Raw genomic sequence first — 13,348 nt, 5'->3', positions numbered from 1 at the left:
TCCAAATTTGACATATCAGAGTTGAGATGAAGAGCTGTGGCGGTTTAAACCCCAACTCAGTTGCATCAGCGCCAACCGCGGCTCTGGATGTCCCACTGCTGTTGACTGGTCTGGTTGCACTCAGCAAGGACGATATTGGTTCCGTCTACAGAGCTGGCGTTGCGGCGACCGATGCACATATCCGAATTCATGTTTATCAGATAGGGGGTGCCGTTGATCACTCTCTCGCTGAAGCTCTGTGAGAATGACCCATTGCAGTCGTATGCAACTAGTCGACTATCTGCTGAACTAGCTCCGTTAAAGACGTCCAGGCACTTGCTAAGTGAACGGATGGTTCCATCAAACTGGAATACCCATTTCTGGTTCACACCTGAGTTGCAGTCGTAGAGAATAACGTCCGTGTTATTGTCGACTGTTCCCCCCTGCCCCCCCTTGATGTCCAGGCACTTGCCTGAGTCCTTGTTAACGATGGGCTGCGGGTTGGGAGACCATGCCTGCGCAGCAGTGGCGTTGCAGGTGTATATCTGCAGCTCCGTGACGTCTGCTGTCGCTGACCCAGGGACATGTAGACATTTCTTCGAGTTGGGGTTGAAGAGGGAACCGTCCTGCTTGGGGGCCCACTGCTGCGCTACCCAGAGTGGATCCCAAAGCTTCCGGCACGTGTACATCTGAACCTTTGTTTCGTCCGCTGTACCCACATCTCGAACATCCATGCATCTTGAGTTCCCGGACCCGTCTTGCGTGACGATCTGTCCCGTTGCGAGCACTCGCCACTTCTGCCACGGCTGATCATTGCACGTGTAGAGGAGAACAGGTTTTCTATCCTCGTTTGCGCTATTTCCGTCAATGCACTTGCTAGCAAGCCCGCGGATAGGATTAGAAGGATAACCCCACTGTTGATTTTCGTTTCCATGGCAGCTGTAGGAGATTACCGGCGTCTGGTCGGAAGTTGCGGCCCCTTGGACGTCGAGACAGTAGGAACTGGTGGTTGAACTGCTAAAATCATAGACAGTTCCGTCCATGCGCGCGTTAAAACGATTGCCGTCAGTACAGCTGTCGAGCTGGTACTGACCGCCGACGTCATGTGTTGTTACACAAAGGTTGGCGGACTCTGGGCGGACGATTCTGAACTGCCCACTGTGCGTATCCTCTGCGGGGCTGACGACCCATTTCTGTGACGCCGCTCCAACGCACGTGTTCATGACAAGTTTTGCCCCGCGCTCGACCGGGCCGTCAACATCGAGGCATTTACCTTTGTATCCGACGAATGTTTGGGGTGGTACCGCTGGACACTGATCTTCTTTGCTTGATTCCTCTGATCGAGCTAGCGTGTAGGCCGCTTCGTGTGCGCATTCTTGGTCCTGAGCGTCACCATTATTTCGATCCTCCCTCTGTGTATCCTTGATGGGGTAAATCGCGGAATCATGGAGTTTCTTGGGGAACGAAGATGACACGATACTATCGGGATTACCGACTTGCTGACTTTTTCCGTCAGTAGGTAGTCGATCGGATGACGCTGGTGTCGCTGTGAGAGAACTGGCAACACCCAGTACTGCAAGTACAGCAGCAGTACGCCCGCTCGCCACGTTTATCATATTTGCCTCCTCGTTAAGTCTCAACATTCGGCATCCACCGGAGTCGGCGCTGGCGGACTGAAATTGATCTCCCCATGTGTCGCCTGTAGGCGGGCAGGGGAATGAAAGAACTAGTGCTTGCCAGAGATTACAGTAGTTTAATTCTTGCACTAACTCTGCCTTGCTGCCCTGATTCTTTCTATGGCTTTGTTTGCAAGGTTCCATTTCAGCCAAGGTCTGTCGCGTTGCACTAACGCCTACGGTCGGTATCCTGTGACCGCTTTGATTCCGGAGTCAGCGCGTGAGGCGGATTGCGCCTTGCCGCGCGGTAAGTTGGCGTGCCAAAAGATTTGCCAATGGGCGCCGACCCGATGGGATGGCACCCCCACGGCCGCGTCGCCACATCGATGTTCCTAAGGCGATTCTAGTTTATGAAGGAGCGATTCTCGCCGACACTCGGATTTCTGATGCGGAGTGTCTTGGGAAACTTCGCTCGCCGAACTCAAATGTTGGCTCATCCGCGAAGGTAGTGTCAATGGCGCGGAGGTTTGGTCTCGATCTAATTTCAGTAAAGACCAGGGCTCGTTCAAGTTCCGATGTGGTGTCGATCGCCCGGATCGGGGCGGGTTCGACCGAACACGCAAGCAGGCACGGTCTTCGTGATCATTGTGGTGACCAAGCCAAATGACCATGAAGGCTTTCCGTGCCTGCCCTGCCATCATCCCCGATCCCCGCCGTACTCGCGAAACTGGGAACCCTTGACACCGACGCCATCTGCGACCTGCGCCCCTACCTCGACACCGTCCCCGACCCCCGCTCCCGCCGCGGCCGCTGGTACCCCCTGACCGCCATCCTGACCATCTGCGCCTGCGCCGCGATCTCCGGAGCCAAGAGCATCGATGAAATCGCCGAATGGGGACAACGCGCCCCACAGCACCTCCTGGAAGCCATCGGCATACGCCCCCACCCCTTCACCTGGCGGCGCTCCCCCTCAGCCCCCACCATCGACCGCGTCCTGACCCGCATCGACGCCCACGCCCTGGACACGGCCATCGGCGCCTACCTCGCCCACCGGCACCGCACCGCCACCGACCACAGCACCGGCACCGCCGACCCACCGCCACCCGCAGCCGGTGCGATCGCTGTGGACGGCAAGGCGCTGAAAGGATCGGCCCGCCTCGACCAGCCGCGGCGCCACCTGCTCTCCGCCCTCACCCACCACCGCCCCGCCACCCTCGCCCAGACCGAGGTCGGTTCCAAAACAGGCGAGACCCGCCACTTCCGCCCCCTGCTGCAGGACCTGGACCTGGCCGGCGCCGTGGTCACCTCCGATGCCCTGCACACCGTCAAGGACCACCTGAAATGGCTGGTGGAGGACAAAGGCGCGCACTACGTGGCCGTGGTCAAGGCCAACCAGCCCACCCTGTACGCCCAGGTCAAGGGCCTGCCGTGGAACGACGCGCCCATCGCCCGCACCCGCTCCGAAACCGGGCACGGCCGCCGCGAGTCCCGCTCGGTCAAGACGATGGGCGTCCCCGAGATCCTCGGAGGAATCGCCTTCCCCTGCGCCAGGCTCGCCATCCGGCTGCACCGACGCAGGAAGCCGGCGGGAAAGCCCCAGACCAGGGAGACCGCCTACGCCGTCACCAGCCTGGACGCCCACCAGGCCACCTCCGCTGAGCTGGCCCGCTATCTGCGGGGGCACTGGGCGATCGAGAACTCCAGCCACCACATCCGCGACACCGTGTTCGGTGAGGACGCCTCCACGGTTCACACCGGCAGTGCTCCCCGCGCGATGGCGGCGCTGCGCAACCTGGCGATCGGTGTCCTGAAGGTGATGGGAGCGGACAACATCGCCAAGACCGTCCGCGCGATCCGGGACCTACCCGAACGAGCACTGCCTTTATTCGGGATCGGTTACGAACCCGACCCTTCAGGAACTTGAACGACCCCTGGGGGTTGCCGATTAATAAGTTGGTGATCACAGGGCGGGCTGGTTGACGAGAGCGGCGAGGTCTTCGGTGGTGCGGACGGGAATCGGCCCCGATGGCACGGTGTGGCCCAGGGCCTGCAGGTCGGCGGTGACCTCGCGCACGGTGTGGGAGACCGTGGCAGCGGAGACGCCCAGGAGCCCGGCCAGGACCGCGCGGGGCGGACGCCACCGAAGCGCGACGAGCGCGATGGTGAGACGGTCGGTGGAGGAGAGCTTGCGGCTGCCGGTTCCGAACGCGTGGCGCTTGCCAGGCAGGACTGCGGTCGGGTGCGCGTCCACATGCGCGAGATACCGGTCGTGGAGTTCGCCGAAGGCCCCGGGCTCCAGGCCGGTCAGGGTCGGGTGGCCCAGCCAGGACGGGGCCCGGTCCATCGCGGGGAAGCGGCCGAAGGCCGCATCCGGACCGGGCGCCTCGGGCAGCGGGGCGGGTGGCTCGGGACGCAGGGTGTAGTTCCATTTCGGGTGCCAGCCATGGGGGTCCAGCGGCAACCGCTCCATGACCTCCTCGGGCACCGTCTCGCCGGTGGGATAGCTGCCGGTGTCGAGCTCGGCGCGCACTCTCAGCCCGGTGCGGGTGGTGGTCGCGGCGATGGTGTTGACGACGACTTCGTGGCTGGTCAGCGGCCTGCCGCGCCAGTTGGTGCTGATCGCGGAGAACAGCCGGTGCTCGATTTTGTTCCACTTGGAGGTGCCGGGCGGGAAGTGGCACACCGTCACCTCCAGGCCTGCGGCGTGGGCGAAATCGGCCAGGCGCTTCTTCCAGGCCCGCACCCGGTAGCCGTTGGATCCACCCGCGTCCGCAGTGATGAGCAGGCGGGTTGCGTCGGGGTAGCGGTGGCGCCCTTCGGCGTCCCACCAGCGACGCAGGGTGGCCACGGCGAACGCGGCGGTGTCGCCGTCGCAGCCCACCCCCACCCAGCCGGTGTCGGCTCCGATGTCGTAGACCCCGTAGGGCACCGCCTTGGTGGCGTTCTTCTCCGGGAAGTCGTGGGCGCGGACCTGGACCGGCTCGCCGGAGCGGTGCCATTCGCGGCCGGCCACGGCGTAGTCGCCGAGCACTTCCTTTTTCTTGGTGTCGACGCTGACCACCGGCTGTCCGTCCGCGAGGTGTCGGGTGGCCTGGTCGTTGATGTAGCGGAACTGGGCGTCGCGGTCGGGGTGGCGGGCGCCCTCGGTGGTGCGCGTGGTGCCCTGGAGGGAGAAGCCTTCGGCTTTGAGCAGGGCCGCGACGGTGTCGGGGCCCACCGGGTGGCCCTGCCTGGTCAGCTCGGCGGCCAGCTTGTAGGTCGACTTCGTGGTCCAGCGCAGAGGGGATTCGGGGTCGCCGCGCTGGTCGGGTTCGACCAGGGCCAGCAGCGCGGGCACCAGGCCGGGGTCGGCCTCGCGTAGCGGTTTGCGGCCCGCTCCCAGGCTTCGGGTGCGTCCGTCCGGTTCCGGCCCGGTGTGGAGTTCGCGTGCGCCCCGCGCGACAGTGGTTTCCGCCATCTGCGCCGCGCGGGCCACGGTACGGATGCCGCCGTGGCCGACTACGCGTGCGGCCGCCCCGGCGACCAGACGCTTCTGGCGCTCGTCCAAGTAGGGCAGCAGCTTGGCCAACACACTCGCGAGAACCTTCTCGATGCGCTCTGTCACAGCCGGATCGTAGAGGGCCACCGCTCTCGCAGGGCGAGGAGTTATTAATCGGCAACCCCCTGAGTAAAGACGCCAATCCGATGAAATTCGGGCGAGGGGATTGGTGAGGCTATCTCCCACGACGCGCAAGGTCTTGAAGTTCTCGCGTAAGTCTGATGCGTAGGAAAAAATAGCATATGAGTAACGTGTCACGTTATGACCGAATTGTGGTGTAAGAGCCACGCTCAGCGCGGATTAATCACGTCGTTGCGAGTTATTACGCGCCATAGACGAGCCAAGTTGCTCATCTGGGCAACGGGGCGCCGGCCGGGGCCGCCGCGAAGCGCTCCAGACGCAGGTCACAGACGCTGAGGGGCGAGATGTGGACGACCGGTCCGCAGCCGGGGTGCTGCTATGACCTGTCAGTAGGCAATCGGCGTCCGTTGCCACGCGCCGCAAACGCGATATCCATTCATCGAGCGGCATCGGTCTCCATAAGCTCGCCGACAATGTGGCGGATCAGCAGTGGCCTCTTCTGCAGAAGCTCGTCCAGCGCTACGAACCTGAAGGCCTGGACCTCGCCGAGGATGAGCTAGTCCTCGTGACCGTCCCAGGCGGCGCGAACCACGCGGCGGCACCGTCCCCGGCTCCGACAGGGGACCGCGATGTCGAGGATGGTGCCGGGGGTGATACCGGTCTCTTCCTTGTCCTCGCGCAGCGCGGTCTCCATCTCCATCTACGTCTTCCGGGGCTCCTCCCGCCTTCCGGGTCGCGACCAGTAGCCGGACCAGCAAACGGCAGGTATGTCGTCGCGCAGGTGGGGCAGGAGGTCACCGCGGGGGTTGGTGATGATGGCCACGGCGCCGCGCCGGTGATCGTTTCGCATCCGACCACGGTAGAGGCCCCATGGGGGTTGTGGAGGCCGATCGTTGCAGGTCACATGAGGGTCTGTTGCTCGAAGCCGGGATCGGTACCCCCCGCACCCGCGTCCGTGGGGATGGAGGCCGCCGTCAGCAGGTCCCGCAGGGACGGTGAGCTGCCCCAGATTTCGCTGATCAGCGTGGGCAGGAGGAGCGCGGCGGCGGTGTTGAGGGCCAGGGCGGCGGCGGTGTCGCGGCGGCTGGCCTTCCAGCTCCAGGCCAGGGTGGTGCGGATGAGGGAGGGCAGCCGGGCCGCGATCTTCCAGGCCGACACTTTCTCCAGGTCGGCCAGCCACGGGTAGTACCGGCTGGCAGCGAGCTCGGGTAGCTGAACAGCGGGGGCGGGCTTCTTACGACGGCGGCGCTGCCGCGGCATGTCCACGCTCCAACACACTCGTCGGTGGGTACGGGTGTTCGATTAGAAAAGGTGTTCGGGGGTCGTCGCCAGACCCGCTGCGGGCCGCGGGGTGGTTGTGGTGGGCCCGCATCCGCCCGCCCGCCGGCCAGGGCGGTGGCGGTGTGCGGCCGGGCGCCGGGGTTCACGCTCTCCGCGCTGGCGGGGCGCCAGGGGGAATTCGTCGGGTTAGGTCGGGGCCGGATCACACACCCCGCCCCGGGGGCGGCCGCTGTCACCCCAAAGCCGCCGAGAAGGTGGGGCGCACTTGCTTGTTCCTGTCACTCGGCGCTCGGGAGAGGCGCCCCGAGGTCGGTCACAGGAGTGTCGACCCGCCGGACTCTGACCGGTGCCGTCTTGGCGAAGGCGGACAGGGCCAGTGAGAGCTTCGGCTCTCCGCCGGGGTGCCGGTGGGCGTGCAGGAAGTCGAGGAATGAGCGGCTGACCCGCGCGCGTCCCGTCATGAGTGCGAGGTTGTCGATGCCTTGACGCTCCCCTCCCTGAAGGGAGGGGATTCCCACCGTGCCGCCGCTGTTTCCAGCACGTGCCTAGTGGTTCCTGCTTCATCACCCACCGCCCGGATTTCCGGGTCTTACACGGGCTCCACGAGGCGTTTTACGTGTCCGGGCGTCCCTCGGCCACGATGCTCCGCCCTTCGCGGCGGATGTTGAGTTCAGCGTTTTCGTCCCGGTCGTGGGCGGCTCCGCATGAGCACGTCCACAACCGGACCTTGAGCCCTTCCAGTCCCTTGGGGCCTTCGATCGACCCGCAGGCCGAACAGAGCTGAGTGGACGGGAACCACCGGTCGACCTTGGCGAATCCGCGCCCGTATCTCGCGCACTTGGCTTCCAGGGTGCGGGCGAACCTTCCCAGCGACTGATCGCGGACGGATCTGGCGCGCCTGCCCTTGCCCATGCCCTTCACGTTCAGGTCCTCCAGGTACACGGCTTGGCTCTCGCTCGCGATCCTGGTGGTGTGCTGTTCGATGAAGTCGCGCCGCTGGTCAGCAACGCGGGCATGGACTTCGGCGAGGGCCAGCTTGGCCTTGCGCCGGTTCTTCGATCCCTTCTGTGCTCGGGACAGTTTGCGCTGTGCCCGCTTGAGCTTGCGCTCGGCACGTCGGAAGAACTTCGGGGCCGTGATCTTGCGTCCCCGCAGGACCGCGTACGTGGACAGTCCGAGATCGATACCGGTCTCGGTCTCGTCCAGGTCGAGTTCCGGGAGCGGCTTGTCCTCGGTCTCGACCACGAACGAACAAAAGTACCGCCCGGAGGCGTCCTTGATCACGGTCACCGACGACGGTTCGGACGGCAGGGTGCGGGACCATCTCACTTTCACGTCGCCGATCTTCGGCAAGCGGAGCCTGCCGTCCGCGGTGATGGCGAACCGGGCGTTCCTGGTGAACCTGACCGCTTGGCGGCTGGTCTTCTTCTTGAACGTCGGCGGCCCCGTCTTCGGACCGCTGCGGGTGCCCTTCTTCGACGCGAAGAAGTTGGAATACGCCGTCTCCAGGTCCCTCAGGGACTGCTGGAGCACCACGGCCGAGACGTCATCCAGCCAGTTGCGCTCCTTGGTCTTCTTCGCCTCGGTGATGAACCGCTTCGACAGTTCCGCAGCGGTGGGGCGCTTGGCTCCGCTGTTGTAGGCGTCCTGGCGGGCGCGGAGGGCGTCGTTGAAGACGACGCGAGCGCACCCGAACGCCTTCGCCAGCTTGGTTCTCTGCGGGGCGCTCGGGTACACGCGGAACTGGTACCGGAGCTGCATAGCGGACACTGTATTACGGTTGGGCTATGGGCGACTACGCGGACATCAGGACAGGCAGACACTGCGCTTTCGTCCTGCACGCACACTTGGTTTTCGTGACGAAGTACCGGCACCCCGTGTTCGGAGACCACCACCTGAGCCGCATGGAAGAGATCATGCGGGACGTGTGCGCGGACTTCGAGACCGAACTACGCGAGTTCAACGGGGAAGCCAACCACGTGCACCTGCTGGTGAACTTTCCTCCGAAGGTCGCGCTGTCGAAGCTGGTCAACAGCTTGAAGGGCGTCAGCTCTCGTAGGTTGCGCCAGGAATTCCCTGACCTGGTGCGGCACTACTGGCGGGCGAACAAGCTGTGGGCGGGGTCGTATTTCGCCGGTTCGGTGGGCGGCGCACCTATATCGGTATTGCGCCAGTACATCGAGCAGCAGAACCGCCCGGTCTAGCGGATGGGGCGCCGGACCGCCTAGCGGCGGTTCGACGCTTCGTGCCCCGCTACGCGGGCGAGTCGGCTTCACCTCCGGCCTAGAGGCCGGAGCACTGCCGACGATCCCGGTAGCGGGCTTCGAGGGCGCGGGCTGCCCGGTCGTCCGGCTTCTCCACCAATCGGATCATGCGGTCGCTGTCGCAGACGATGACGCCGCGTTGCGCAGCCTCGGAGCGCGTGTAGGGGCGCGCGATCACCGCGGTCCCGGCTTCCATTCCACTCAGGTGCATCACGGGCTGTGCGCGAGGGTAGAGGTTGTCGGCGTACATGACGTAGAGATCGTCGGGGTGGCTGAGGTGGTCATCGGCGTTGAGCACGGACGTGATGTCGCCATAGGGTCCGCTCTGGGCGATCAGCTCCAGGCTCACCCCGGGCCAGCGCTGCGCCTCGGGCGCGGTGCCGGCGACGTGGTCGTAGTCGGAGGGCATGTTCAGTACGCGGGTCGCCCATGCTGCGAACTGGGAGTAGTAGGGGTGGTGCACCATGACAGCCCGGACCTTTCCCAACTCCGCGATTTCCTCCATGAGGAGTGCGATGCCCGGCTTTCCCTGGACTGGGAAGTACTCCTTCGGTAGGAAGCGGGACCAGTTCGCTCGCCTTGTCCCCAGTCCACCAGCCGCGATCATCACTGAATGCTGTTTTCCGCTGATCGATGGCATAGATTTCTCCTGTTCGCTAGGGTGCCGGTATGGATACACGTGTGACGGGCCTCCTTGTGGAGGACGGGCAGGTATTGCTGCTGGACCAGGACACCGACGGTCCCCGCAGATGGAGCCTGCCCGGTGGCCGGGTCGAGGAGGGCGAGACACTTGGCGGCGCCCTCGTTCGCGAAATGCGAGAAGAAACCGGGATCGACGTTGAAGTCGGCCGTCTGCTTTACGTGTGCGACCACATCGTTCCGGAAAAGGGGCTTCACGTCATACACATGACTTTCGAGGTGCGAAGGGTGGGCGGGGCACTTGGTGAAATCGCCGAGGGAATCGACACCCGCCCGATTCGCGGAGTGGAATTCGTCAAGACCGGGGACCTGCCGCAACTCGGATTCAGCGAGCGGTTCGCCGAACTGGTCAAGAACGGGTTCCCCGGCGCCGGGTCCTACATGGGGCCGAAGTCGGCCATCGGACTATGACAGGAGGGTGATGGCCTCCTGGTCGAGCTCCGCCAGAGGGCGCGTCCGGTCGCCCAACAGGGCGAGCCACCGGCTTATGCGGTCGGCGATCTCATCCAGCGGACAGCGGTCAGGGGCAGCGGTGTCGCGGGCCAGCCGTACACCGACACCTCGCGAAGCTCCGAGCAGGTGCCGGGAACGTCGACTCGTCACCTCCTGGCGCGACGCGGGTGTGTTCCACGCGGCGCCGTGCCGGTACCGCGTTATGGGCGCCCAGTCCGGTCCGTCGTCCGGCCCGTCGGAGCACCACACCCGAAGGTTGCCGACCCGGTGGTGTACAGCTTTCGGCCCTAGTCCGGACTCCTGGGCGGGGGTCACGTCGCCCACCCGGTACTCGGCGTTGCGGGGGTGAGCGCCTTCGGTGAGGGCGTCCAGTTCGTTGCTGGTCGGGAGCCGGGCCCCGTCCCAGAGGGCGTAGGCGGCGGCTCCGATCCAGGTGATCCAGTAGGCCGGATGCCGTTCGTATCCACGGCTCACCCGCCAACCCTGCTCCGTGCAGTGGAGTCGGCCGCCGCGTTCATGCGGCATGGGGATCGCGACGAGGTGCACCCCGTGCAGGGTGGTCTTCACGCCCGCATCGCTCAGCCGGTTGAGAAAGACGCACATCTCGGCGTTGGAGACCAGCAGGTTCCGCCACTGGATGCCGGGGGGAGTCGCGGGCACATAGACCGGTTCGGTTCCTGCCCTGTGGACAGTGGCCGGCGGCGCCGGGGTGGTGGCTGTGGCGCGGTTGAAGGCGGCCATTGTGTAGGAATCGGCCCCGGCAAGCCAGTGCCCAACCGTTTCGGACGACTGGGGCGAGACGATGCTGCGGAGTAGCCCCAGACATCGTGCCGTCTCGGATGCCACCACGTCGCCGGTTCCAGGGCGTAGACGCGCGACCAAGCGGTCCTTGTTCGTCGTCGTCGCGAACGTGCCGTCACAGGAGGGTGCTTCCTGCGAGGGGAACGGACGCGCAGAGTCGAATTCCTCAGCCAGGTCGGCCAAGGGGCGCGTGGCGGTTTGCCAGTCGAGGACCGCGGCTTCGTAGGCCACATGCGCGTGCTCGCGGTCGCCGAGGGCTTCGGCCAGCAGCGCCGCGTTCAACGTGATCAGGCGCGTAAGCGCGACGGGCGGGCACGGGTCGTCATCGGGTACGAGCTGCGACCAGCCGCGGTGGTCGTCCTCGTGGGCCAAGGCCGCGACACGGCGGTAGATGCTTCCGTAGTCCCACCGATCCCAAAGGGCGCCGCGCGTAAAGGAGCTGGCCACCCCCAGTGGGGACCGGGAGAGCACCACAACGGGTGAGTCCGGGAACAGCGCGAGGAACGGTGCCGCTGTGAAGTACAGGTTGGTCTCTTTGATGACGTGGCGGCCGTTGCGGTACTTGCTCCGTTTGAAGGAATCGACCCAGTATGCGGCGACCGGAGTGCGCACGGCGGTGCTCGTTGCCGCGGCCGTGGTCAGGGGAGCGAGTGGGTGCTGCCTCCCGAGCTGCTGGCGAAGGGGTTCGTTGTGCTGGATGGTGGCGTGTCGCAGGGAGTCGAGGACCCAGTTCGACCCGACGCGTTCGGAGGTTCCCAGAACGAGTATCGGAGGGCGTTCGTCGGTCGCCATGGCTCGTGTCTCCTGGGGTGTTCGAAGGCGGAAGTGGCTGGTGCTGGCGGTGCCGGGGGCGCTGGGCCGCAGCCCGCACGCGAGGGGTGCGGCCCAGCGGGCATCAGCAGAGAGGGTGTCGGTGGCCGTGCGGCTGCGCTTCCCCGGCCGCTGATGCGTGGAAGGCACGACAGCGGAGGACAACCCACCCACGTGCGGGGTCTCCCCGCCGCCGCGCCGCCTTTCGGCCGTGGGGCCGCCCCCCGCGGAACCGGCCCCACGGCCCGCCTCACACGTCGAGCTGGTACACAGCGGCATAGCCGGGCACCAGCACGCACACCGTCAGCTCGACCGGCCGCCCCGTAGTGGCGTAGGCGATGCGCCGCAGCGCCATCACCGGGGACAGCGCCCCCAGATCGAGCTCGGCCTGCTCCCGCGGCGTCGCCAACCGCACGGTGGCCTCCTCGGTCACCCGCGAGGGCTCGCCTAAACGCCGCACACCGGTGGGGAAGTAGGTCCGCAGGGACTGCACCGGGGTATTCGCCCGCCAGTACACGCCGGTTCTGGCGATGACCGGCGCGCCGACCTCAAGGTCCAGGGCGTGGGCGACGCTGTCGACGGCCGACTCCTGGGTGACGGTCAGTCCTTGCGTGCCGGGGTGGATGGCCAGGTCGGTGGTGTGCGGGTGTTTGCGGTAAGTCCGCAGCCCGAAGGCGGGGGAGGGGCGGGTTTGCAGCATCAGGTATTTCCTCGCATTTTTTGGGTGTCGGTCGAACGAGGGGTTCGTGGTGGGGCCGCCCACCGGGGAAGGTGCGTGGGCGGCCCGCACGAGGGGGATAGGCCCGACCGCGCCTTTGCGGCCGGGCCGCCGCCGCGGGCGTGCGATCACCCGGGAAGACCGTTGTCGGGTCCGCACAGCCGGCGGGGCTGCGCCAGGGGTCCGGACACCCCTGGCGTTTCGGGGCTGCCGGCCCGTGGAGGGGGTTCGGGGTCCGGCAGCCGGTCATGGGGGTGCACAGCCGGGGTTCGGCGTGTGCGTTGCAGCAGGGCGGTGTGCATTTCCTGTTTCAGTTCGTCGATGTCGCGGTGGGACAGCACCAGCGGCTCGGGGTGGCCGCTCAGGAACGCCCAGTACAGCTGGGATCCGGTTCCCCACATCACGACCCAGTGGTCTGCGGCTTTCTGTTGGAGCTTGGCGGCGGTGTCGCGTTGTGTGTGGTCGAAGAGTTGGGGGCGTGTCATCGGGGGACCTCCGCCCACACGGTGGTGCCCCCGTCCGGTCGGCGGTGGAAACCCCACCGGCCCAGAGTGAACGCCTCGACGAGCATCAGGCCGCGCCCGCTCTGGCGGTCCGGGTCGAATAGCTGAACCTGGGGAACGTCCCCGGGTGCGGCGGGGCCGTCGTCGGTGACCTCCACCCGGACCTTCTCGGGGTGGAGGGTGAGGCGCAGGGCGATACACCCCTCGGCCTGGCCGGAGCGGCTGTGCCGGAGCGCGTTGGCGACGAGCTCACCTGTCACCTGCCGGATCGGCCGGCTGGCCGTACCGATGCCTCGGGCTTTGCGGTGGACGAACTCGCGGGCTTGGCCTGCGGATTGTTCCTCGCCCGGCAGGTCCAGGGCGTAGGTGCGGGGGTCGGTGCGGTGTGGGAGCTCCGGGTGCTGGAGGAAGCTGATTACCTCGCTTAGGTGGTTGAACGGGTGCAGTTGCTTGGTGCGGGCGTTGCGGAGCTCGTACCGGTAACTGCCTTCGGTTCGGTATCGCTTCAGCTCGAAGCCGGTGGTGAACGCTTCCGTCCGGGCGTTCGTGAACGCGTCTGTGGCGGTGGGGTTCGCGGTACCCATCAGCGATCACCCCGCGCCCGG

At 65.8% G+C, this 13,348-nt stretch carries 15 protein-coding genes; 3 read left to right on the top strand and 12 right to left on the bottom strand.

The annotated features are described in order from the left end of the window. Positions 1-65: 65 nt before the first annotated feature. A complete protein-coding gene (locus HNR23_RS11010; protein WP_184075482.1) occupies positions 66-1,622 on the bottom strand; it encodes an RICIN domain-containing protein in 1,557 nt (518 codons plus the stop codon). Between the two features lie 655 nt (positions 1,623-2,277). Between HNR23_RS11010 and HNR23_RS11005 the strand changes: the two genes are divergently transcribed. Further along, complete coding sequence (locus HNR23_RS11005; protein WP_343070519.1) at positions 2,278-3,519, top strand: ISAs1 family transposase; 1,242 nt, start codon at positions 2,278-2,280, stop codon at positions 3,517-3,519. 36 nt (positions 3,520-3,555) lie between these two features. Here the strand turns inward: HNR23_RS11005 and HNR23_RS11000 are convergent, their stop codons facing one another. The 6 genes from HNR23_RS11000 to HNR23_RS10975 all read right to left on the bottom strand — a co-directional run bounded on the left by HNR23_RS11000 (position 3,556) and on the right by HNR23_RS10975 (position 8,256). Then, complete coding sequence (locus tag HNR23_RS11000; RefSeq protein WP_343070518.1) at positions 3,556-5,199, bottom strand: ISAzo13 family transposase; 1,644 nt, start codon at positions 5,197-5,199, stop codon at positions 3,556-3,558. Between the two features lie 571 nt (positions 5,200-5,770). Continuing rightward, positions 5,771-5,914 carry a hypothetical protein gene (locus tag HNR23_RS10995; protein WP_184075481.1) on the bottom strand — a complete coding sequence of 48 codons (144 nt, stop codon included), beginning with the start codon at positions 5,912-5,914 and terminating at the stop codon, positions 5,771-5,773. Continuing rightward, entirely contained in the window at positions 5,915-6,064 is a 150-nt protein-coding gene (locus HNR23_RS10990; RefSeq protein ID WP_184075480.1) for an NUDIX hydrolase, read from the bottom strand. A gap of 50 nt (positions 6,065-6,114) precedes the next feature. Next, positions 6,115-6,474, bottom strand: coding sequence for a hypothetical protein (locus HNR23_RS10985; RefSeq protein WP_184075479.1), 360 nt, complete (start codon positions 6,472-6,474; stop codon positions 6,115-6,117). A 299-nt stretch (positions 6,475-6,773) separates the two neighbouring features. Further along, a complete protein-coding gene (locus tag HNR23_RS10980; RefSeq protein ID WP_246421710.1) occupies positions 6,774-6,956 on the bottom strand; it encodes a hypothetical protein in 183 nt (60 codons plus the stop codon). 151 nt (positions 6,957-7,107) lie between these two features. Continuing rightward, positions 7,108-8,256, bottom strand: a complete 1,149-nt coding sequence (locus HNR23_RS10975; RefSeq protein ID WP_184075478.1) for an RNA-guided endonuclease InsQ/TnpB family protein — start codon at positions 8,254-8,256, stop codon at positions 7,108-7,110. Between the two features lie 26 nt (positions 8,257-8,282). Between HNR23_RS10975 and tnpA the strand changes: the two genes are divergently transcribed. Then, positions 8,283-8,699 (top strand): IS200/IS605 family transposase, encoded by a 417-nt coding sequence (gene tnpA / locus HNR23_RS10970; protein WP_184075477.1) that lies wholly within the window; start codon positions 8,283-8,285, stop codon positions 8,697-8,699. A 79-nt stretch (positions 8,700-8,778) separates the two neighbouring features. Here tnpA and HNR23_RS10965 read toward each other — a convergent pair whose 3' ends face one another. Then, a complete protein-coding gene (locus HNR23_RS10965) occupies positions 8,779-9,366 on the bottom strand; it encodes a sugar phosphate nucleotidyltransferase (protein WP_184075476.1) in 588 nt (195 codons plus the stop codon). A gap of 62 nt (positions 9,367-9,428) precedes the next feature. On the opposite strand from HNR23_RS10965, the gene HNR23_RS10960 reads away from it, so the two are divergent. Continuing rightward, complete coding sequence (locus tag HNR23_RS10960) at positions 9,429-9,869, top strand: NUDIX domain-containing protein (RefSeq protein WP_221308090.1); 441 nt, start codon at positions 9,429-9,431, stop codon at positions 9,867-9,869. Here the strand turns inward: HNR23_RS10960 and HNR23_RS10955 are convergent. From HNR23_RS10955 to HNR23_RS10940, 4 genes are all read right to left on the bottom strand, one after another. Continuing rightward, on the bottom strand, positions 9,864-11,672 hold the full coding sequence (locus HNR23_RS10955) for an SUMF1/EgtB/PvdO family nonheme iron enzyme (RefSeq protein WP_343070517.1): 1,809 nt from the start codon (positions 11,670-11,672) through the stop codon (positions 9,864-9,866). The two genes, HNR23_RS10960 and HNR23_RS10955, sit on opposite strands and share 6 nt — an antisense overlap. Before the next feature lie 100 nt (positions 11,673-11,772). Further along, positions 11,773-12,222 carry a UTRA domain-containing protein gene (locus tag HNR23_RS10950; protein WP_184075475.1) on the bottom strand — a complete coding sequence of 150 codons (450 nt, stop codon included), beginning with the start codon at positions 12,220-12,222 and terminating at the stop codon, positions 11,773-11,775. Positions 12,223-12,368: 146 nt separating this feature from the next. Next, the gene (locus HNR23_RS10945) at positions 12,369-12,725 is read right to left on the bottom strand and encodes a hypothetical protein (protein WP_184075474.1); all 357 of its coding nucleotides are present in this window, start codon (positions 12,723-12,725) and stop codon (positions 12,369-12,371) included. Then, entirely contained in the window at positions 12,722-13,327 is a 606-nt protein-coding gene (locus HNR23_RS10940) for an ATP-binding protein (RefSeq protein WP_184075473.1), read from the bottom strand. The genes HNR23_RS10945 and HNR23_RS10940 overlap by 4 nt, the downstream gene beginning before the upstream one ends. Positions 13,328-13,348: the final 21 nt, after the last annotated feature.

Source organism: Nocardiopsis mwathae (assembly GCF_014201195.1).
Taxonomy (GTDB): domain Bacteria; phylum Actinomycetota; class Actinomycetes; order Streptosporangiales; family Streptosporangiaceae; genus Nocardiopsis_C; species Nocardiopsis_C mwathae.
The sequence above is the reverse complement of the archived record's forward strand: the minus strand, read 5'-3'. Positions and strand labels throughout refer to the sequence as shown.